The sequence below is a fragment of the Armatimonadota bacterium genome (assembly GCA_013314775.1).
In the GTDB taxonomy this organism is placed as follows: domain Bacteria; phylum Armatimonadota; class Zipacnadia; order Zipacnadales; family JABUFB01; genus JABUFB01.
This window is the reverse complement of record JABUFB010000002.1, coordinates 218,111-239,295: the sequence shown is the minus strand read 5'-3', so window position 1 is coordinate 239,295 and position 21,185 is coordinate 218,111. Positions and strand designations below refer to the sequence as shown.

General features: G+C 62.9%; 22 protein-coding genes and 1 tRNA gene. 13 read left to right on the top strand and 10 right to left on the bottom strand.

All coding sequences use genetic code 11. The features are described from left to right. The first annotated feature begins 3 nt into the window (after positions 1-3). Positions 4-1,629 (top strand): hydroxylamine reductase, encoded by a 1,626-nt coding sequence (hcp, locus tag HPY44_02360; protein NSW54830.1) that lies wholly within the window; start codon positions 4-6, stop codon positions 1,627-1,629. Between the two features lie 101 nt (positions 1,630-1,730). Next, the gene (locus HPY44_02355) at positions 1,731-2,048 is read left to right on the top strand and encodes a hypothetical protein (protein ID NSW54829.1); all 318 of its coding nucleotides are present in this window, start codon (positions 1,731-1,733) and stop codon (positions 2,046-2,048) included. Between the two features lie 168 nt (positions 2,049-2,216). Here the strand turns inward: HPY44_02355 and HPY44_02350 are convergent, their stop codons facing one another. The 9 genes from HPY44_02350 to HPY44_02310 all read right to left on the bottom strand — a co-directional run bounded on the left by HPY44_02350 (position 2,217) and on the right by HPY44_02310 (position 9,248). Continuing rightward, positions 2,217-2,930: a ThuA domain-containing protein gene (locus HPY44_02350; GenBank protein NSW54828.1), complete on the bottom strand. Its 714-nt coding sequence runs from the start codon at positions 2,928-2,930 to the stop codon at positions 2,217-2,219. Positions 2,931-2,973: 43 nt separating this feature from the next. Further along, positions 2,974-3,972, bottom strand: coding sequence for a nitroreductase family protein (locus tag HPY44_02345; protein NSW54827.1), 999 nt, complete (start codon positions 3,970-3,972; stop codon positions 2,974-2,976). Position 3,973: 1 nt separating this feature from the next. Further along, positions 3,974-4,300 carry a hypothetical protein gene (locus HPY44_02340; protein ID NSW54826.1) on the bottom strand — a complete coding sequence of 109 codons (327 nt, stop codon included), beginning with the start codon at positions 4,298-4,300 and terminating at the stop codon, positions 3,974-3,976. Between the two features lie 22 nt (positions 4,301-4,322). Next, positions 4,323-4,832: a hypothetical protein gene (locus HPY44_02335; protein ID NSW54825.1), complete on the bottom strand. Its 510-nt coding sequence runs from the start codon at positions 4,830-4,832 to the stop codon at positions 4,323-4,325. Between the two features lie 25 nt (positions 4,833-4,857). Then, complete coding sequence (locus HPY44_02330) at positions 4,858-5,871, bottom strand: exo-alpha-sialidase (GenBank protein NSW54824.1); 1,014 nt, start codon at positions 5,869-5,871, stop codon at positions 4,858-4,860. A gap of 116 nt (positions 5,872-5,987) precedes the next feature. Further along, positions 5,988-6,761 (bottom strand): cation transporter, encoded by a 774-nt coding sequence (locus HPY44_02325; GenBank protein ID NSW54823.1) that lies wholly within the window; start codon positions 6,759-6,761, stop codon positions 5,988-5,990. After that, entirely contained in the window at positions 6,695-7,798 is a 1,104-nt protein-coding gene (locus HPY44_02320; protein ID NSW54822.1) for an aldo/keto reductase, read from the bottom strand. Before HPY44_02320 ends, HPY44_02325 begins: the two co-directional genes overlap by 67 nt. A gap of 47 nt (positions 7,799-7,845) precedes the next feature. Next, on the bottom strand, positions 7,846-8,682 hold the full coding sequence (gene lpxC, locus HPY44_02315; GenBank protein NSW54821.1) for a UDP-3-O-[3-hydroxymyristoyl] N-acetylglucosamine deacetylase: 837 nt from the start codon (positions 8,680-8,682) through the stop codon (positions 7,846-7,848). Continuing rightward, the gene (locus HPY44_02310; GenBank protein ID NSW54820.1) at positions 8,679-9,248 is read right to left on the bottom strand and encodes a hypothetical protein; all 570 of its coding nucleotides are present in this window, start codon (positions 9,246-9,248) and stop codon (positions 8,679-8,681) included. Before HPY44_02310 ends, lpxC begins: the two co-directional genes overlap by 4 nt. Positions 9,249-9,855: 607 nt before the next feature. Between HPY44_02310 and HPY44_02305 the strand changes: the two genes are divergently transcribed. From HPY44_02305 to HPY44_02260, 10 genes are all read left to right on the top strand, one after another. Next, positions 9,856-10,599 carry a tetratricopeptide repeat protein gene (locus HPY44_02305; protein ID NSW54819.1) on the top strand — a complete coding sequence of 248 codons (744 nt, stop codon included), beginning with the start codon at positions 9,856-9,858 and terminating at the stop codon, positions 10,597-10,599. 550 nt (positions 10,600-11,149) lie between these two features. Then, a complete protein-coding gene (der, locus tag HPY44_02300) occupies positions 11,150-12,532 on the top strand; it encodes a ribosome biogenesis GTPase Der (GenBank protein NSW54818.1) in 1,383 nt (460 codons plus the stop codon). Between the two features lie 58 nt (positions 12,533-12,590). Next, positions 12,591-13,229: a glycerol-3-phosphate 1-O-acyltransferase PlsY gene (gene plsY / locus HPY44_02295; protein ID NSW54817.1), complete on the top strand. Its 639-nt coding sequence runs from the start codon at positions 12,591-12,593 to the stop codon at positions 13,227-13,229. Continuing rightward, complete coding sequence (locus tag HPY44_02290; protein ID NSW54816.1) at positions 13,216-14,250, top strand: NAD(P)-dependent glycerol-3-phosphate dehydrogenase; 1,035 nt, start codon at positions 13,216-13,218, stop codon at positions 14,248-14,250. The genes plsY and HPY44_02290 overlap by 14 nt, the downstream gene beginning before the upstream one ends. Next, positions 14,220-14,582, top strand: a complete 363-nt coding sequence (locus HPY44_02285; GenBank protein ID NSW54815.1) for an HU family DNA-binding protein — start codon at positions 14,220-14,222, stop codon at positions 14,580-14,582. Before HPY44_02290 ends, HPY44_02285 begins: the two co-directional genes overlap by 31 nt. Positions 14,583-14,598: 16 nt before the next feature. Further along, positions 14,599-14,676: transfer RNA gene (locus HPY44_02280), tRNA-Pro, on the top strand. A 113-nt stretch (positions 14,677-14,789) separates the two neighbouring features. Further along, positions 14,790-16,070, top strand: a complete 1,281-nt coding sequence (locus tag HPY44_02275; GenBank protein NSW54814.1) for an aminotransferase class III-fold pyridoxal phosphate-dependent enzyme — start codon at positions 14,790-14,792, stop codon at positions 16,068-16,070. Positions 16,071-16,160: 90 nt separating this feature from the next. After that, positions 16,161-18,296: a hypothetical protein gene (locus HPY44_02270; protein NSW54813.1), complete on the top strand. Its 2,136-nt coding sequence runs from the start codon at positions 16,161-16,163 to the stop codon at positions 18,294-18,296. An 11-nt stretch (positions 18,297-18,307) separates the two neighbouring features. Continuing rightward, the gene (locus HPY44_02265; GenBank protein NSW54812.1) at positions 18,308-19,120 is read left to right on the top strand and encodes a class I SAM-dependent methyltransferase; all 813 of its coding nucleotides are present in this window, start codon (positions 18,308-18,310) and stop codon (positions 19,118-19,120) included. Between the two features lie 3 nt (positions 19,121-19,123). Continuing rightward, the gene (locus HPY44_02260) at positions 19,124-19,546 is read left to right on the top strand and encodes a hypothetical protein (GenBank protein ID NSW54811.1); all 423 of its coding nucleotides are present in this window, start codon (positions 19,124-19,126) and stop codon (positions 19,544-19,546) included. Between the two features lie 33 nt (positions 19,547-19,579). Here HPY44_02260 and HPY44_02255 read toward each other — a convergent pair whose 3' ends face one another. Then, entirely contained in the window at positions 19,580-20,191 is a 612-nt protein-coding gene (locus HPY44_02255) for a class I SAM-dependent methyltransferase (GenBank protein NSW54810.1), read from the bottom strand. 124 nt (positions 20,192-20,315) lie between these two features. On the opposite strand from HPY44_02255, the gene HPY44_02250 reads away from it, so the two are divergent. After that, entirely contained in the window at positions 20,316-21,164 is an 849-nt protein-coding gene (locus tag HPY44_02250; protein ID NSW54809.1) for an MBL fold metallo-hydrolase, read from the top strand. The last annotated feature ends 21 nt before the right edge of the window (positions 21,165-21,185 follow it).

The following is a 21,185-nucleotide window of genomic DNA, read 5'->3' as shown; positions in this document are numbered from 1 at the left end:
TCGATGTTCTGTTTTCAGTGCGAGCAAACCGCTGGAGGAACCGGCTGCACCAAGATGGGGGTCTGCGGCAAGGATCCGCGGACCGCAACAATGCAGGACCTTCTGATCCACTCCCTCAAGGGCACTGCCCGGATCATGAAAGCCGCATGGGACTTGGGTGCCCGCAGTGATGAGATCGACGCGTTCGTGGAAGAAGCCATATTCTCCACTCTGACCAACGTGAACTTCGACGAAAAACGCTTCGTGGAATATGTCAAGGAAGCCGAACAGATCAAGCAGAAGGCCAAGGACCTCCTGGCCTCAGCGGGTGGCACTGCTCCCGACTGCCTCAAGCCCTGCATCCCCGCTGACGCCGGGCTGGAGGACCTGCTCGGCATCGGCGCCCAGGTAGGCATTCTCAGCGACCCGAGCCTCGACGAGAACGTCCGCGCCCTGCGCGAGCTCATCGTCTACGGCATCAAGGGCATCGCCGCGTACGCCTTCCATGCCCGAGAACTGGGCAAGACCGATGATTTCGTCGACGGGTTCATCTACGAGGGCCTGGCCGCCACAACCGATGACTCTCTGGGCGTAAACGACCTGGTAGGCCTTGCGCTCAAGGCGGGCGAAGCCAACGTCAAGGCCATGGAGATCCTGGACGCGGGCCACGTCGAACTTCTCGGCACCCCCGAACCGCACCCGGTCTTCCTTGGCACGAAGAAGGGCCCGGCCATTCTCGTCAGCGGTCACGACATGCCCGACTTGCTGGAGCTCCTCAAGCAGACCGAAGGCACTGGGGTCAATGTCTACACCCATGGAGAGATGCTGCCGGCCTTCATGTACCCGGAACTCAACAAGTACCCGCACCTGGTGGGGAACTACGGTGGCGCGTGGCAGAATCAGCGGGAAGAGTTTGACGCCTTCCCCGGCCCCATCGTCATGACCACCAACTGCATCCAGAAGCCGAAGGAGAGCTACCAGGACCGGATCTTCACCCTCGGCCCGGTGGGCTGGCCCGGCGTGAAGCACCTGGGCACCAGCCGCGACTTCTCCGAAGTCATCGAGATGGCCAAGGCCATGCCCGGCTTCGAAGACACCGAGGGCAAGACCATCCTCACCGGCTTCCACCACATTCCAGTGCTGGGCATCGCCGATAAGGTGATTGAGGCCGTCAAGTCCGGCGCAGTAAAGCATTTCTTCCTCATCGGCGGTTGCGACGGCGCAAAGCCCGGCCGGAACTACTTCACCGAGTTCGCGCAGAAGGTGCCGGATGACTGCGTCATTCTCACCCTGGCCTGCGGCAAGTACAGGTTCAACAAGCTGGACTTCGGCGAGATCGGCGGCATTCCGCGGTTGCTGGACGTGGGCCAGTGCAACAACGCCTACTCCGCCGTGCAGATTGCATCTGCCCTCGCGAACGCCTTCGGCGTGGGCGTGAACGAACTGCCGCTGTCCTTGATCGTCAGCTGGTATGAGCAGAAGGCGGTCGCGATCCTGCTCAGCCTCCTGCACCTGGGCATCAAGAACATCCGCCTGGGACCGTCCCTGCCCGCTTTCGTCACCCCGGCTATCCTGGACGTCCTGGTGGAGAACTTCAACATCATGCCCATCGGCGACCCCGACGAGGACCTCGCCGCCTGCCTTGCCTGATCCCGGAGAACCGCGAACGGCCCCGCGCGATAACCCGCGGGGCCGTTCGTTCAACTCTCCCAAGCTTTCCCCACTCCCGCAGATACCCAGGAGGGCCCATCATGCCTGAGATCAGCCTTGTCGACTTGCACCTGACCGACGCCGGCGATCGGATGTGCGCCTACGAGACCGAGGATGTCCAGATCATGCGAGTTCGTCTTGCAGCCGGGGAAGCCCTGCCTCACCACAACAGCAACTCGAACGTGCTCCTCATGCCCCTGACCGGTTCCGTCACCCTGGCTACGGGCGGCGAATCCTGGACGGCCGAACCCGGCAGTGCGATCTCCGTCCCCTTCGACACACCCATGGACGTTTCCGCGGGCGATGCTCCGGTGACTTTCCTGGTTATCAAGACTCCGCACCCGAAGAACATGCAGTGACGCGCGCCCCGGCGTCTATCGTGCGCTCTCTGTCGGTTGCAGGGCGCGTACCCGTGGCGCGCCGGCCGTCGTTTCCTGCCATCTCCCTTTGATCCGAAGAAGCCTCACCGCGACGGACAGTTGGGAGCAGGTCGGTCACGACGCTGGGGGTGAGGCCGGCTTCACACCTCACCCCGTCACTTCCCCTGTCGCCGCCCATTCCGAGCCTCGGATCGTGCTCTGTACGAACCCCGGGTTTTCCAGCGCGATGTAACTCGCGCCCTTGTACTCCCCCTCTGGGTCGCCCTGCCAGATGTGCCCGAGCACCTGGTGAAAGACCCGGCCTTCGCCGTACTGCGTCACCACCATCACCGGCTCATCTCTACCGGTTCCACCGCGTTCCTCCGACGAAAACCCCGTCGCAAGCACGTGGTAAGGCACCCCGTGCATGTGCACCAGCCGATGGTAAAGTTCATCCATGATCCTGAAATCGGCCACGCCCGCGGTGATGGGATGCTCACGGTCCACAATCGTCACCGGGAACTCGTGGAACTCCCCGTGGCCTGTGCCGTCGCGCCACAGGAGCCCCACCATCTTCTCGTACTCCACCCAGCCCCGGAAGGCATTGTCGGCGGCGTGCAAGATCACAAGCCCCGTTCCGCCGCGCACCGCCGCCTCGAAGTTCGCCTTCGCAGTATCGCTCCATTCCGGGCCGTTGTAGTCCGAGAAGAGAAGTGGGTACTCCTCCAGGGCGGCGGCATCCTCGAGAACCGACGACGGGTCCTCGGTCACCGTGACCTCAAACTTCCCCGATTCCTCGAGTATCTTCTTGATGTACGGCGTCGAGCGCTGCCAGTCATGATTATTCGCACCCGAAAGAAGAAGGGTCTTGATCTTGGGCATTCGTGCCTCCGGGGATCTCTTCGGCCAGTGAGTGTGTATTCGCTCAGGCGACCAGCACTTCCGTCAGAGGGCGACGCATCGAATACGGCAGCGGCGACGCATAGCCCAGCCGAATCAGAAGCAACGGCTGGACGGCGTCCAGACTGAGATGTTCGGCCAGCTTGCGGCGCACGGGAAGCACCTCGCAGGGCATGTTCACGTGGGCGTGACTGATCCCCAGACGTGTGGCCGTCAGTGCCAGGCGCTCGAAAGACCGGCCCACATTCACCCACGCGGCACGGTCGTTGCCCTCGGCGGCGATCAGCACGAGCGCCGACGAACTGCGCACCAGTTTTTCGCAGCGCGCGGCCTCACTGTTAGGCGTGGTGAGTACTCGCATGAACAGACTGCCGAGCCACCTTGGCACCGCGGGGACACCCATGCACCGGCTCCAGAGGCCGTCCTGCGTGGCCCTTGCTTCGGCGTCGGTGAACCTCACCCAGGAGATAAGCTCGTCGACAAACCCGCGGTCTGCGAACTGGGAGCGGTTCCCCTCCGCGATGAACGGCAGAAGCTCTCTGAACTCATCCTGCCCGACGAACGGCAGAACACGGACGCCCTCGCGCACCGCGGCCTCCAGTAGCATCTTCAGATGATCTTCGGGGATCGGCCTGCCATCATACGGGCCACGGTTCGACTGCCTCTCCGAGATAGCCTCGTACAGATCATCCCTCTGCCCATCAGTGGATTCCATGAGCCGGACGAAGATGCTGCCGTCCGCCTCAATACTCACCGCCGCGTCCATGCCAACGTGTCTTGCGGCGATGAACATGTTTTCAACACAACAGCCAAGGCTGATGAACAGCGCATGGTCATCAGGGTCCACCACCGGCAGGCGCCGCGTCAGGTCCGGCAGCACGCGGATAGTGTCGCCATCGACATCGAATCTCCACGGCTGGGTATTGTGCCCCGAAGGTGCCCGGATGCCGCTTTCCAGGATGAGCCGGATGTCAGGTGTCAGTCGATGTTGGGCTGGGTCCGTCTCGCCGCGCCTATCCTCCATATCAATCCACCTCGAACTCAATCTTCGCATCCCTGGGCAATGCCAGCCCGGCCGCGGTCTGCGCGGTCTTCGACACGGAAGCCGGCACAATGCAGTTGGTGCAGCCCCCGTACATGCACCGGGACATGGCGCGGTATACGGCGGTGTCCAGATCGCGCCCCAGTTCCCCAAACACATCGATCTCTTCCACCATCGGCGCGAACTTCCCAACCTTCTCGCAACGGCTCTCGATGCTCACCCTGGCGTTTCGCCCGTCCTCGCACGTCGCAGTGATGACCGCGATCATCTGGCAGATGCCGGGGTCAACGGTGGTCTTGACGGTTGCCATCTGCTTACCAATGTCCTCCGGTTCAGTACATGAAGCTCTTCTCTTGATCTGTGGCCTGGCCGGTTCGAATGTGCAGTGTGTTCGTCTCCGGGACCCACTGCGTTCCATGCCCAAGCATCCCCAGCACCGGGATAGCGGGAATGTAGAGCCTGTCCGCGCCGTGGTCGGGCAGGATCATCGGCGCGATTGGCATGCGCCGCTCAACCCACCCGCCGCCTCCGGGGGTCGCAATCTCGCGGATCACCAGGTTGCTGCCCACCTTGAATGCGTAGTCGTTGAGCTTGAACACACCCCACCGTTGGAGCAGATAGGTCTCCGTGTCTGGCCGCAGTGTTCCCATCAGGAACCGCATGGCCACCATCGGCTTGCCATCCACCACGACCCCCGCCGTGATGTCGGAGTCCACCACGGACGAATGATACTCCACGGCCTTCCCGTCCAGTGTCACCGTGATCGGCTTGTGCGCCGGCCTGTCAGCCCAGGCAGCCATCGAGATTGCAGTCGCACACAAGAGCAGAGCGAAACGTACCACCGAGACCACTCCTCACCGGTTTCGTTTAGTCCTTCTGGTAGAACCAGTCAGTCTTGATCCTCGCCACGTGCAGGCCATCGCGCGCATGGTAGCTGATGATCGCCATGTCGTCCACGAAGGTCACGCTCTGGTAGCCGTAGTCATCCTCGGGGTCCGCGCCGATGTGTCGCGGGTTCTCCCAGGTCTGGCCCTCATCCCTCGAGATCATCGCAGTCAGCGGCGCCCGGCGCTTGCCGTCGCAGCTTCCAGTGATCCGGATCAGCAGCAGGTCGCCCGTGGACGGAATTCTGTCCACCGACACCGCGCCCGAACGCGGCAGGCTCAGGTCTTCGCGGGCTTCCGGCTGGGACCAGGAGACGCCGCCGTCGGGCGAGAACGCCTGCCCCATCCAGCCGCTATAGGTGCGAAACATCATCATGACCGTGCCGTTTTTCAGTTCCACCACGTGGGCTTCCTGGGCCTCGTGGGGGTTGAAATCCACGTCATTATTCCCTCGGAACCACGAGTACCCATTGTCGTCCGAGTAGAACACCTCGGCCACGTACCCACCGTGGTCATTGCTGTCCGGCCAGCGCTTCTTGTACTCGGTCGGCGCCAGAATCCTGCCCGACGACAGCACCCGCATCTTGTCATTGTGCATGATCACATAGCCGGGCATGGGCGTGCAGATGAACTGGTCGCCCCAGGTCTTGCCCTCATCCCGGGAACGCCTGTAGTAGTTATGCCCGTAATACGGAAGCGACTCTGAGCCGTAGATATAGGACAGGAGGATGTCGCCATTGGCAAGTCGCGCGAAACTGGGGTGGCAGTAGTACCCGCGCTCCATGGACGGTCCGGGATTGGGTACCAGCGGGAACTGCTCGCTCCAGGTCCTCCCCTTGTCCGTGGAGCTTCGCCCCACGATGCCTCCGGCGGTGTAGCACATGAGCAGCGAGCCATCCTTCAGCTCGATGATGTCTCCGGGCATCCCTCGGGGGCCGTACTGCCCCTTCTCCATCTTGACCACGTGCACGTCTTCGAAGAGAGCGTCCTGTCCCATCGCAGCGGTCACCAGCAGAGCAACGCCAAGCATAAGGCACATTGTGAGCATCATCAGATTCTCCCCCAATTCCTCCAGCCGGGTTTGTTCGGCATAGCGCCTGTTCGGGACTCCTTCTACGGAACCGCTTCCCCCGCCTCCTGTCCTTCCGGTTCGCACTCGTCGTCGTCGCACTCGCACTCATCATCCTCGAAGATGGTTTCATAGCCTTCTCGAAACAGAAAGCCGGCGACGATCAGTCCCGCCGCCGGGTCGGCCCACCAGAGTCCGAATAGCGTGTTCAGCCCCAATCCCACCAGCAGGGCCGCGGACAACCAGGCGCAGGCAAAGGTCTCCTTGGCGTCTGCCATCAAGCTGCGGCTGCCTATGGCCTCGCCGACCCGGCGTTTAGTCACGGCCAGCCAGGGCATGACAATGAGCGAGACGACGGCGATGATGATACCGATCGGGCTCGGATCTGGGGCCTGGCGTTGCAGCAAGCTCTCCGCGGATTCATACAGCACGTACAGGCCCAGGATGAAGAACGTGATCCCAACCAGCCGCGCCGCCTTCCGCTCAACCTGCTCCTCGCGCTCGGCTGAGACGCGCCCGTGCAGTCGGAAGCGCCAGATCATGACGCCGCCCGACAGTGATTCAACCGCGCTGTCCAGTCCAAACCCGATGAGCGCAATGCTCCCGGCCATCACGCCGGCCAGGATCGAGACCATACCCTCTACCACGTTGTAGGTGACGGTGACGTATGAGAGCAGCAACGCCCGACCGTGGAGTTGAGAGCCTCCATGGTCGGGCGCGCGGTCATCTTTCGATTCAGTTCTCTGCGCCGTCAGTCCTGCGCCAGAGCTTCGTGGGTTTCCTTCAGCTGTTGGATGATCGGGATGTTCTGCGGACATTTCTCTTCGCACTTCCCGCATTCAACGCACGCGTCCGCCTGAAGCAGCCCTTCGCGGTGATTGGGCCCGAGCCTGCGGTACATGTGCTTCGCGTGGTCGGTGAGACCCCACACCCTGTGCATATTCATCGCCGCGAAAGCCTGCGGGATGCCCACCTTCTGCGGACACGGCATGCAATAATTGCAGCCGGTGCAGTACAACTCCGCCAGCCGCTGGTTCTCCCGCAGCGCCTGCTCGATGGACTCAAGCTCCTCCGCACTCAACGCATCCTCGCGCGAAGCGGTGGCGCAGTTCTCTTCCACCTGATCCATATTGCTCATACCACTGAAGGCGATGGACACGTTCGGATTTGCCAGCACGAACCTGAGCGCAAGTTCCGGCGTGCTCTTGACGCCGGGCGCGAGGCTCTCCAACTTCTCCGAACTCATCCCCAACCTGCCACCACCCACTGGTCCCATGACTTCCACACCCATGCCCATTTCTGCGGCATGGGCGATGACATCCTCGTTCCGGCGGTCCAGCAGGTTGTACTGCACCAAAATGCCCTCGAAGAACCCCGTGTCGATCAGCTTCATCATGTTTTCGGGGCTATCGTGGCAGGAGAATACCGTGTGGCGGAACAAGCCCTGATCTTTCGCCTCGATGATCGCCTCGATCATCCCGCCCGGTTTGTTGATGCGCTCCCAGGCTTCCCACGACAGCGCGTGCACGACCTTCAGGAAGTCGATATAGCTGGTGTTCAGGTAATCCAGTGACCGCTCAAGCCGCTTCCACCAGCCGTCCTTGGTGTCGTCGTGCATCGGGTTCTTCGTGGCGATGAAGACCTTGTCGCGACCGAAGCGTCTCGCAGCCTTGCCCACCATCTTCTCGCTCCAGCCGTCATTGTACCCGTAGGCGGTGTCGATGTAGTTGATGCCCAACTCCATCCCTCGAACCATGCACGAGATCGCTTCCTCATCGTCCTTGGGCAAGCGCATGGCCCCGTACCCCAGCGCTGACACCTTGATCCCTGTCTTGCCATATTCGCGATACTGCATGGGTGTGGTACCTCCTCAACTCGGTTCTCGTGTTCGCTTTGCGGCGCCTATTTCACCTGGGAAAGCGCGCGGAGCAGTTCCCGGTTCTGCGCGTGTCCCGTCCTGTAGCCGTGGATCTCGCCGATCACCGGACGCCCCAGCAGGTATAGATCGCCCAGCATGTCCAGCACCTTGTGCCGCGCAAGCTCATCGGGCAGTGTGGCCGGCTCGGAGACGCGGTCCTGGTAGATGATGCGGCAGTTCTCTTCCGTCCCGGCCTTCAGTTCACCCGCCGCCACTGCCGCGTCCAATTCCTCTTTGAGCGCAAAAGTCCGGGCCGGCGCAAGCATCCGCGCGAAGCCATCCGCATCCATGCTGAATCGTGCTATCTCGCACCTGATCATCGGGTGGTCGTACTGCAGATCGAAGCAGAAAGTCGCCGCATCAGCCGGCCGCGCTTCAATCCAGCGGTCACCTTCCCCGAGGCGCACGTTTTCCGAAACCACCACCGGCTCCACACTGCCCTCCAGCTCTCGCGTGCCTGCCTGGCGCACCAACGCATTCCAGGGGGCTGCACTTCCGTCCAGCAGTGGTATCTCCGGCCCGTCCAGCTCCAGAACCAGATCCGTGATCCGGTGCACGTGCAGCACCGCCATAAGGTGCTCCACGAACAGCGTGGCGTCTTGCGGGCTTGTACCCACCGCCGTACAGGTCGGCAGGTTCAGCGCATTGTCCAGGTGAAGTGGGTACTCGACACCCAGGTCACTTCGCCGGATTGCCAGGCCCTGCCCGGAATTAGCAGGGCGCAGCGTAACGGTGATATTCCGTCCACTCCGCACACCAACGCCACGGACGGGTCCTGCCGGCGCCGCAAGAGTGCAGCGTGGGATAGATCGCTTGCTCATCGCAACTCCCAGACAAGCTCAATAAACCTGCGTACGAATCCGGGTATGAGTGGGTCACGCAGTGCTTCCGCGAACTCTCTGACCGTCGAGTACTCGCCGCCGACAGCGTAGTAGCCCATTGCGCTGCCGCCGATGGCAACATACCCCAGGGCGAAACCGCCAACAGCCAGGCCGCCAATGGCAAGCCCCCCGAATGCCATGCCCCCGATGGCTACTCCCCCGAATGCCGCCAACAGGCCGATAGAAACGCCCGACAGCGCGATCAACCCCAGACTGACCCCACCGATGCACACTCCACCTGCAGCCAATCCCCCCATGGCCAAGATGCCGATGGCCACGTCCCCGATAGCGATGACTCCCCTGGCGACACCGGGCCTCCCGGTCTCCGGGTCCGCACCCTGACAGATATGCACCAGTGGTAGTCCCATCCAGGTGATGTTCGACTTGTACTCATGCCGACGCGCCTGGTAGCTCCGGCCGGTCCCAACCTGCGCCCGCAGGCTCTCGACTTCCGCCTGCAGCTTGTCCACCTGCTCCTGCAGTTCCCTCTCGCGCCGGCTTTCCATCCCGCCCTCCCGCAGTCGGTGTATTCCATAGTGCAGTATATCCCGTCGCTCGCGAGGCGGTCAAACGGCCCCGTGGCATTGGAGGGTGCTCCCCGCAAGGGGGACGATTCGGTCGAAGTGGGGCGTCGTCGCCTTCCTTCGCTCTGCCCGCCAACGAAGAGCGACCTTCTCGTTGCCTCACAGCCTGCGCAGCGGGCCGCAATCCCTGAACGGAGCGGCACAACCGCCCGGCGGGCTCATGATTTCTGTCGCCCCCCTCGGGGGCTCAGGCGATGCAAAGCCCACCGATTCCACGGGTCTCGTTCCGCTTCGCTCCACTCCACCCGTGGCTACAAGCTGTCGCCCGCTTCTCGGGCTGTGAGGCAAAAGGACCGCCCGTGAGATGCCAACACGCCATCAACTCGCTCGGTCAGTGGAACTCGTGCCAAACACGTAGGGCGGACGATTTCCCTGGGTTCAGACACGCCCGGGAAAGCGATGGACGGCGCGCAGGTGTCTGCAAAACCGAAACGTACCCGCATTGTCCTCCTGCAGGAAAGCACGCCCTGCGTGTCGAAGGAATTCTGAAGTGGGGGTGCGGTCCTGCCAAGACAGGAGATGAGCACCCATGGTCTGCAGGTCCTTCACACTCCTGTCCTTTCTCTGCATTATCGCACTCGCCTGCGGGTGCCAGCAGAGGACGGGCATCCCCGGCAATCAACGCTTTGTCGCTTCCCAGCCCAAAAACGCCGGATTGGTTGAGAAGCCGTCGAAAGAAGCGGCCCCGGAAGACCCCGAAGAAAACAGCCCTCCGGCCGTCAGCCCCCAAGACGCGAAAGAGGCCGAACGCCTCGTGGTCAAGGGGCAGGAAGCCCTGGACAATGGCGAATGGCTGGATGCCAACGAGGCCTTCAATCGCGCGGTTGAGCTGGACCGAGGAAACATCGACGCCTGGATGGGGCGCGGACGAGTGCTCACCGGTCTTGCGCAGCCCGAAGAAGGGCTGGTCGACGCGGAGGTCATTGACGATGCGGTCACCAGCTTCACCAAAGCCATCGAGATCCGGAGAGATCTCCCAGATGCCTGGTTGGGCCGTGCACAGGCCAAGTCCATCCTCGGCCGCGCCTACTTCATCGAAGCGGGTTCGCTGCGTGAACAAGGCCTGCAGGCCCTGAAGAACGCCATCGATGACTTCAACCAAACCCTGGCCCTTGACGCAAAGAATGCCGAGGCCCTCCTCGGGCGGGGCGAAGTCCACGAGGCTTTGGGCGACTATGCCGCCGCTATCGCGGACTTCAAAGGGGTGCTTGTGCAGATCCCCGGCAATACCACCGCGCAGATGGGTATCGAGCGCTGCCGGGAGAAAATGTAGTGGCGCTCTGCGTGACGGGGCTGTGAACAGCCGGCCGAGTGCGCTTCAGTCTTGTGGGCATCTGCGTCATCTATCGCTGGCCCGAGGGTCTTGCAGTCCCGCTGGTGCACATCTTGCCTCACAGCCCGCGAAGCCGACGGCAGCCTGGAGCCACGGGTGGAATGGAGCGAAGCGGAACGGAACCCGTGTTCAGCGGCCGAGTTGCATTTCTCGAGCCCCCAAAGGGGGCGACACACATGAGGAGAACGCCGGGCAGTTGTGTTGCCCTTCCAGGGGCCCCTAGTGATCTCCGCGCGCCGGTGTTCGGGGCTGTCGCCCGTAGCGCGCGCCTTGAGGTATCGGCGGCGTATCTTTTCGTTGTCGGGTACGCCCGAGGAACGAGATGAGGTCCCGGCTCGAGCGGACTCACCTGATCTCAGGAAACGCACGCCGGCTGGCCCCCAAGCCTTGACGCGCCGGCCCTGCATCTGCCACTATATACAGCGGTGCGCGGGCTATGACGCCCGCGTTACCTGTCTTTCACCTGGTGGATTTGTGTGCGGGAGATGCAATGGCATTACCTATCGTCGCAATCGTCGGGCGCGTGAATGTCGGGAAATCCACTCTCTTCAACCGCTTCGTCGGCAAGAAGCTCGCCGTGGTGGAGGACTTCCCGGGTGTCACTCGTGACCGGCTCTACGCACAGGGCGAAGTCAATACCCGCAAGATCATTGCCGTAGACACCGGCGGTCTCGTGGGTGGCGAAGGCGATGTTTTCGCCGAGAAGGTCAAGGAGCAGGCCATCGAGGCCCTGGGCGAGGCCGACCTGCTTGTGGTGCTCATGGACGGCCGTGAGGGCGTGACCGCCGGCGACCACGAAATCGCCGATATTGTTCGCCGCAGCGGCAAGCCTTATGTGCTGGCGGTCAACAAAATGGAGAAGCCCTCGGCGGAGAGTTCCGAGTTCTACGAACTTCGCCTTGGGGAACCTATCGACATTTCCGCGGAACAGGGCCACGGTATCGTCTACCTCGAGGACGCCATCATCGACCTGCTCCCGCGCCCCGAGGAAGAGCCACTGCGCGGCGACGAGATGGCAATTGCGGTGGTCGGCCGCCCGAACGCCGGGAAATCCGCGCTCATCAACGCCATTCTCGGACAGGAACGCCTCATCGTCAGCGACGTTCCCGGGACCACTCGGGACGCAGTGGATACCTGGGCCGAGTTCGATGGAAAACCGGTGCGTCTCGTGGACACCGCCGGCCTGCGCCGTAAGGGTAAGCGCAGCCAGGGCACGGAGTTCTACAGCGCCCTGCGCACTCTGCGCGCAGTCCAGGAAGCCGATATAGGCGTTATCGTCGTGGATGCCCTGGACGGGATCACCGCCCAGGATGCCCGAGTCGCCCTGGAAGTCCACGAGATGGGTCGCGCCGCCATCGTGGTCGCGAACAAGTGGGACACCATCGTGGAAAGCGCTCTAGGAAGCGCCGATGAGCTCGATGCCAAAAGCCGCGCACACCAGATGAAGACTGTCTGGTCCGACTTCCAGCGCCTTGCCGAACACGAGCTGCCTTTCCTCAGCTACGCGCCGATTTTGCCCACCTGCGCGCTCACCGGCGAGGGAGTGGCCGACCTGCTTCCTCTTTGCAAGCGCGTCCATGAACAGTTCACACGCCGTATCGACACCGGGCCACTCAACCGCTGCATTCGCCGCGCTGTGGCAAAACACAGCCCGCCCAGCAAAGGCGGGAGACCTCTGCGCATCCTGTATGCGACCCAGGTGCAGACCCGCCCACCCACCATCGCTCTGTTCGTCAACGACCCGAAGCTTATGCATTTCAGCTACGAACGGTACCTGATGAATGCCCTTCGCGCGGAGTTCGGCTTCGAGGGCACACCGGTCAAACTGCTGATCCGCGCGAGACGCAAAGAAGACCGTTTTCCCGAAGACTGATGCCCACACCCGCATCATCTCTCACCGCATTCCAGCGCAAGGCAGGCACACGCTCCCGATGATCATCGTTGCCCTGGTATTCGGCTATTTCTTCGCGGGCATCCCCGTCGGTCTCCTGGTCGGGCGGATGTATGGCATCCCTGATATCCGTCAGCATGGGAGCGGAAACATCGGCGCAACGAATATCCTGCGAGTCATCGGCTGGAAAGCAGGTCTGGCGGTGTGGGTGATCGATCTGCTAAAAGGCCTGATCCCCGTTCTCGTTGCCCGGCATTTCCTTGGCCTTGAGGGTTGGGGCGTCGGGGCGGCCGGGCTTGCAGCGGCGATGGGCCACTGTTTCTCGCCGTTTCTGGGCTTCACCGGCGGGCGCGGGGTATCCACCAGTCTCGGCGTGGTCCTCGGCTTCTTCTGGCCTGTCGGGCTCCTGGCCTTTCTCGTGTTCCTGCTGGTGGTGAAATACTCTCGATATGTCTCCCTGGGCAGCATGGTGGGGGCCGCCAGCAGCATCGTGTGGGTGCTACTCTTGTCGCCCATGATCGCGCCCTACACGCTACCGTATGCAGTTATGGCGTCACTGTGTGCGGCGGTGATCATCTACAGACACGGCCCCAATATTCGTAGGCTCATGAACGGAACAGAACGCAAGATCGGCGAGAAAGCCGAACCCGGATCGGGTACCCCTAATGACCAGGACTGATCCGGCAGTCTTCCACCAGACCGCAGTGATCGGCGCCGGAGCCTGGGGCACCACCCTTGCGTGGCTCATCGGAAGCCAGGGCCGGTCCGTGAATCTCTGGGCCCGCCGGGGATCCCTCGCCCAAGCCATGTGCCAGCAGCGCGAGAATGCGGACCGCCTCCCTGGGGTAATCTTGCCCGACAGCGTCCAGCCAACAGCAGACCTTGCGCAGGCCCTCGCCGGCTCTGATCTGGTCATTTGCGCGGTGCCTTCCGAACACCTGCGCGAAGTCATGGCCCAAGCACGGGCGCACCTCAATCCGGGGGCTATCATCGTCAGCGCAACCAAGGGTCTGGAGCTTTCTTCAGGCAAGCGGATGAGCCAGGTCATCGCCGAGGCGACCGGTTTCGGCTCCGACCGCATCCTCGCGCTCTCGGGGCCCAACCTGTCTGCGGAGATCATCGCCGGCATGCCTGCGACAAGTGTGGTGGCGGGAACTGTGGAGGAGACGGTGCTGGATTGCCAGGCCTTTTTGTCCACGCCCCTCTTCCGCATCTACGCCAACTATGATATACTCGGCGTGGAAATATGCGGGGCCCTGAAGAATGTCCTGGCCATCGCGGCGGGCGTCAGCGACGGGATGGGCTTCGGGGCGAACGCAAAGGCGGCGCTCCTGACCAGAGGTCTAGCGGAGATCGGGCGCCTGGGAACGAAACTGGGAGCGTCGCGAGCCACCTTCTGGGGGGTTGCGGGCGTCGGTGATATTCTCGCCACCTGCAACAGCTGCTTGAGCCGCAATTACCAGGTCGGGTTCCGCCTGGGACGCGGCGAGCGGGTCGCACAGATACTTGACACCCAGGGGGCAGTGGCCGAGGGCGTACCCACCACAGCTGCCGTTCGTGGCCTCGCCGCCCATCTTTCCGTCGAACTGCCCATCGCAACAGTCCTGCACCAGATTCTCTTCGAGGACCGGGAACCATCCGACGCCGTTGCGGAACTGATGCGCCGTCAATGGCGTGCGGAAGCGGAAGCGTGGCAGTAATTCCAGAGCGTCTCAGGACGCCACACAAATCCAAGGGAGGGACGAGCGTGGCACGCAGCTGGAATAAAGCAGATCTCGTCGAGGCCGTAGCGAACAAGACCGGGCTCAGCAAGAAAGATGCCGGAGCCGCTCTCGATGCGGCGGTGGAGACCATCACCAACGCACTCAAGAACGGCGATAAGGTCACTCTCGTGGGGTTTGGCACCTTCGAATCCCGCAAGCGCGGCGAGCGCAAGGCCAAGAATCCGCGCACCGGCGAAGAAATCATCGTCGCCGCGAGCAATGTTCCTGCATTTAAGGCTGGTAAAGCGCTCAAAGATGCTGTAAAATAGCGTGGTTGGTTTCGGTCGGGGCGTGGCGCAGTTTGGTTAGCGCGTTAGACTGGGGGTCTAAAGGTCGCCGGTTCGAGTCCGGCCGCCCCGACCAATCACTGCTTCAAACAGCACACTTCGCAGCCTGTGAGATCGGGCCGCCCGCACTGTTCATAGCGGCGGCCCGTTTTGCTGATTCGGTCCCGTGCCCGCAATCCCCGGTTCCCCATGGAGGGCTCCGCCTTGTCTGACACCGCAGCCGATATCACCAGCCGGACCATCGCCCGTTACGAGAAGTTCGTCAATCCAGGCATGGTTCAGCTTCTCAAGTTCATGGGCCTGGAATCCGTGGAAGAGGAGGCCGAGGGCTGCTTCGTCACAGCCGCCGATGGCCAGCGCTACCTCGACTGCCTCGGCGGACCGGGGGTCTTCACTGCTGGTCACCGTCACCCGCGCATCATTGCCGCGCTCAAAGCCCAGGCCGACAAGATGCCCCTGAGCAGCCACATCCTCATGGACCCGGTCATGGCCGAACTCGCCGAGCGCATCGCCCAGATAACGCCGGGCGATCTGCAGTACAGCTTCTTCTGCAACTCCGGCGCGGAAGCAATCGAGGGCGCACTCAAAGCCGCACGCATGCACACAGGGCGGCCTGGGTTCGTCGCGTGCCACGGGGCATTCCATGGAAAGACTTTCGGCGCATTGAGCGCGTCGGGGCGCGATGTCTACAAGACGCCCTTCCTCCCTCTCCTTCCCGGATTCACCCACGTGCCCTTCGATGACCTGGATGCCCTGGGTGCTGCTGTCGACGAGACTACCGCCGCGGTGATTCTCGAACCGATCCAGTGCGAGGGGGGGATCCGGGTCCCGACCGATGGGTACCTTGCTGCCGCGCGCGAGATCTGCGACCGTGCAGGCGCCCTGCTCATCATCGACGAGATCCAGACCGGCCTGGGCCGCACCGGGAAGATGTGGGCCTGTGACTGGGACGGCGTCGCTCCGGATATAATGACACTCGGCAAAGCCATCGGCGGCGGAGTCATGCCCATGGGAGCCTTCGTGGCCCGCCCCGAGATCTGGGACATCTTCGCCGAGAATCCCTATGTCCACACTTCCACTTTCGGGGGCAATCCGCTGGCCTGCGCCGTGGCTCTGGAAGCCCTGAACGTTCTCGAGGAAGAGAATCTCACCGCCCGCTGCGCCGAGCGTGGAGAGCAACTGCTGGCAGGTGCGAAGGAACTGGGCCGCGAATTCCCAGATTTGGTGACTGACGTGCGCGGACGGGGCCTGCTGGTGGGCATCGAGTTCCCGGACAGCGACATCGGCGGCCTGGTCATCTCGGGCCTGGTCCAGCATAAGATCCTGTCCGCGTTCAGCATGAACAATCCCGAAGTGCTGCGGCTGGAGCCTCCCGCGGTCATCACCGAAGAGCAGATCAACACGGTGATCGCAGCGTTGAGAGAGGCCCTCGGGCACACCCGCGAACTGCTGGCCATGCTCAACGGCTGACCCCGGCCCGGATTTCGGGGCTGATTCCGCGCCGCGAGCGATTGTCTGGCCGCCGCCCGAATCGCCAGTTCCCGGCCACGGGTATTCTTGATGGATCCTGTGAACGACGTCCAGATCAGCACAGCCTCACCCATCGCCAATCGCAGGCGGCGCATCGCCCAACAACAGTCCCGTTGCTGCGGCTGCGCCCTTGCGCTCGCGTGCGTTGTTCTGGGCGCCATCGCCCTCTGGACGCCCCTCAAGAACTGGCGGGCAAACCGGCTCGAGATCCAGCAGGCCCGGGAGCGCAATGCATCACAGTTTCCGCTGGATGTCGAGACCGATGCCCGCGTCTACCGCCATCATTCCCTGGTGAAGATAACGCTGCGCCTGACCGATAAGTCCGGCTACCCGGTATACACGAAGACCCCTCCTCAGCTTCTTGTGTGCCGGGGAGATGAACCCGTGGAGACGATCGGCGGCCTGGAGCAGCTCATCCCCCAACCCGGGGCGACTCCCGGCGAGTACATACTTTCTTGGCCCGTTCCCTGGAATGCACCCCCGGGAGAGTACACGGTTTCCGCGCGCGTGCGCATCCCGGTTGCTCAGGACTGGCCCTGGATGACCGCCGAGGAGGAGCTCGTCGCCCGACGCAAAGCGGAGCGGGAAGGCACGGAACTGCCCGGCGTCGGCGGCGATGCCTTCTGCGTGGCCTCTGCCTCGTTCCAGGTCGAGACCCGCAGGCCGCCGCCAATCACGAAGGGCATGTGCGCGGCCACCTGGGAGGAGGACCTCCCCTGGCCCGGCATGACCCTCAATCGGCCCATGGGCAAGTCGGCCGACTGGCGCGCCATTTTCGACTGGTGCGAGTTTATCGGCGCCGACTCGCTCTGGGTCCGAGGCGCACTCACTCGCGCATCCAGCCCCGCGGCCACTCTTGAGAAGCCTTTCGTGACATCGAACCTCGCCAAGATCCCGCAACTCGCGGCGGAGGCCCACCGTCACGGACTGAAATTCGGCGTCTGGGCCATGGCCTTCAACTCACTGCCGGAGACCAGCAACTCAGGCAAGCCGCCATACCAGTACGCCAGCGATATCTCCCGATCCACCGGTCGGATCTCCCATAGTAGTTTCATCTCGTTCCGCGACCAGCGCCGTCACGATCATCTGGCCACGTTCCTCAAAGCCATGCAGGATGAGCAGCATGTGGACCACGTCGGCCTGGACTACATGCGCACCGAACCGGGTTACGAGCTTGCCGACGCTTTCGCCCGCGAGATGCCCGTCCCGTTACCGAAGAACTGGAGCGACATGAGCCGAGAGCAGCGCTGGACGTACGTGGCCCGCCGCACCGAACCGCCGGGCTGTTATGAGCACCCGGAGTTCTATGAGGCCTGGAATTGGTACCGGGCCCACCGCGGGGCGCAGATCATCGAGACCATCATCGAGAAATCCCAGCTCAAGAAGCCCCTCTGGGTATTCACCCTTAGCTGGAAGCACGGGGTGCAGCACGGACAGGACCCCATCATGTTCTCCGACGCCGGAGCATGGATGATCGCGCCCATGCTCTACCAGGTGGGCAGTCGGGAGCATTACGAGTTCATCCTCAAGGACTGGAACGGCTATATCCGGCCCAACCAGGTGAACCTCGTCTGCGGGGACCAGGTGGACAACTACTGGCACCAGAACCAGGGCCCGCCCGAACTGTACAGGCGCATGGTGGAGGCCCACCAGCGGTTCATCAACGGCGGCCGCACCATGGGCGCCTTCTGGCACGACATTAGCCGCGCCGCCCTGGTGGGAAATCTCGGACCGTTTTCCGCCACGGAATGGGGACTTGCCGGAGGCGCCGCATTCAGTCGCCTGCGCGACACCTGGCGTTGCTACCCGCTCACAGCGGCTCTTGAGGCGCCCTCCACTGCGGGTGTAAGCTCAACATTTGAAGCCCGAGTCAAGCTGGAGAATCTCTCCGAGCGTTCCGTCCGGCAGATTCGCATCCAGCCCGTACCCACACCGGGCGTCAAGTACACGGACGCATCGACGCGCACCATCCAGGAACTGGGTGCGAAGCAGACCCTGACAGTGCCCTTCCGTGCCCAGATCACCGGGACCAACGCTGAGCGCAAGAATCGGTTCATGCTGGGCTTGCGCATTACCTGGCCCGAGGCACAATACGGTCAGGAGTACAGGAACGACCTGCCCAGGGTCATCATTCTCATCACGGACCAGTACATCACAGTGAAGTAGGCTCCTGAACGATGCTTGGAAAGCTCTTCCAGAAGAAGCCTCCCGCCTTCGAAGGTCCGGACCTGTCCGACCTGCGGCCCGGACGCGGCGAGTTCGAGGGCGTCGCGCCTTACTACGACCACCTCATGCGCGCGGTGCCGTATAGCCAATGGGTGGACTACATCCAGTCCCTCTTGCGCCACCACGACGCGCGCCCGAAGCGGGTCCTGGACCTGTGTTGCGGCACGGGAAGGGCCGGAGAGGAATTTGTACGAAGGGGCTACGACACGGTGGGCGCCGATCTGTCCGAGCCCATGGTGCGGGAATGTGCCGGGCGCTCGCCGGCCCTGCCGGCGATTGTCTCCGATGCATCGTGGCTCGCGATTCGAGATGAAAGCTTCGACCTTACCATCTCGGTCTATGACAGCCTCAACTATATCCTCGATCCGGGGAGCCTCGCCCGTTGTTTCCGCGAAGTATTCAGGACCCTGCGTCCCGGTGCGCTTTTCATATTCGACGTGAATACCCCGCGCGCCCTGAGCTCCGGCCTGTTCACCCAGGACAACATGGACTCCCAGGACCCGCTCCTGTACCGCTGGAAGGCGAACTGGGACGCGGCTTCGCGCATCTGCAGGGTGGACATGTGGTTTCAGTGGCGGGGGCAGTCGGGTGCCCCGGTGGAGTTCCGCGAGACCCACTGCCAGTTCGCGTACAACAACGCCGAGATCATTGAGATGCTCGAGGCCGCTGGTTTCGCGCGCGTGCATGCGTACCAGGCCTACACCTTCCGCCCCCTCACCCGGTGGAGCGACCGAGCATATTACGTGGCTCGCAAGGAGTCTTGACCGATGCCAAATCGTCTCATGTCCACACTCGCGGCGCTGGCCCTCTGCGGCTCCTTCGCATTGCTTGCGGGTTGCGGGAGCAAGGGTCTTGCAGGAACCAGCGCGAAAGCCACGGCCGAGGGCTTCGCCGCCGCCCTGGCAAAGCAGGACTTCGCCCTCGCTGCCACCGCCTTCGATTACACCACCAGCGCGCGCCGGCAAAACGAGAACTGGGACGAGATCCCCAAAGGCCAGCGCGATCTTATCATCAGCAAGCTGCAGGAAGAGCGCGCCGCGGCGCTCTCGGTCTATGCGTCCAGGCTGGGGGGCAATGCGAAGGTGGAATCCGAACAGGGGGATACCGTTGTGCTCAAGGGTGACGCCGGCTCCCTCAGCCTCCAGATGATGCAGAGCGATGGCAAGTACTACATCGTTCAGGTCTGGTAATCCAGGGCGCCGCGGTCCCTTTCCTCTCAGGACCTATGTCGGCGCGGTGGCCAAACGTATCACCCGGTAGCCGCCCTTGATGTCTGCGGTCTCGACGGTCTCGAACAGCCCCGACAGGTCCCTGGTGAGGGTCTTGATTCCCTGCTTGGTCCGCCCAACGATCCACAGGCTGCCACCGGCCGAGAGCCTCGCGGCCGCGTCGGTGAGCATGGGCATGAAGACCTTCTTGCCGGCGGCATAGGGCGGATTGCACATCACGAGGTCGAAGATACGGTCGCCAAGGACCGCCGGAGCATCACCGGTCAGGAACTCGGTGTCCCGCAGGCCCAGACGCTCGGCGTTGAGCTTCGCCAGGCCCACCGCCCGCTGGTTGGTGTCGACGAAAGTGACCCTTGCATCCGGGCACTCCAGAGCGGCGACTATTCCGAGCAGGCCATAGCCGCAACCCAGATCGAGAACACGTCTCGCCTCACCGAACTGGACCTTTGCCGCAAGAAGCAAGGTACCCTTGTCCGCTTCGGCGTGTGAGAAAACCCCGCGGTCGCTGGTGAGCGTCAGGGTGTGCTTTCGGACCTGCACCACCAGTTCGTGGGGTTCGGAGCGACTGGTGGGCTCTTCGGTGAAGTAGTGCTCGTTCTTGGACATACAGCTAGGTTAGTGAATCGTCCTCGCTTAGGCAATACCTATCCTGGGAAGCGGCCGCTGCGGGGAGGGCGAAGCACTGCAGGCGTCGAATAGCAGTCCAGCATCGTTCGTCTGAGGTGGCTCTATGCTGGTCACGCTGTGGGGAACGCGGGGCTCAGTGCCGGCTCCTGGTCCCGCGACGGTGAGATATGGCGGCAACACCCCCTGCGTCGAGGTCCAACTCTCCGACGGGACCGAACTGATCCTCGACGCCGGGACAGGTATCCGCGCGCTGGGGCATAAACTGGTTGCCGAAGGGCCTCCAGCTTCCGTTTTCGTTCTCATGAGTCACGCGCACTGGGACCATGTGCACGGCTTCCCCTTCTTCGAGCCCGCCTACCGCGAGGGCTGGCAGGTCCACGTCGCCGGTTGGTCACACTCGATCAAGGCCATCAAAGATCTCCTTTACACCCAGATGGACGGGCTCAGCTTTCCCGTTGAGTTCGGGCAACTGCGAGCCGACATAGACTTCATGGACCTGGGCGACAGCGTGACCCGCATCCAGTCCGCGACCCTGCAACTTGGCATGTGCAGTCATCCCGGCGGATGCTGCGGCTTTCGAATCAGTGACGATACAACGGGAACCCTCATGCACGTCACGGATAACGAACTGCGAGCCGGGGGGCGCGATGGGGAGGCGCGCCGCCTTGCACTGACGCGAATGTGCGAGGGAGTGGACGTCCTCATTCACGACGCCCAGTTCCTGCCAGAGGAACTCCCCTCACACCTGGGCTGGGGCCATTCCTCATATCCCGATGTTATCGACATGGCGGCCGCCGCCGGGGTCAAGCGCGTCATCCTTTTCCACCACCACCCCGACCGGACCGACGAACAGATCGATGAGGTCGCGTGGCGCGCCCAAGACTACATCAGGCGCTACGGTTACGACATTCAGTGCGACGCCGGCCGCGAAGGCATGCAGCTTTCGGTGTGATCCTTCCCCTGTCGCCCAGCC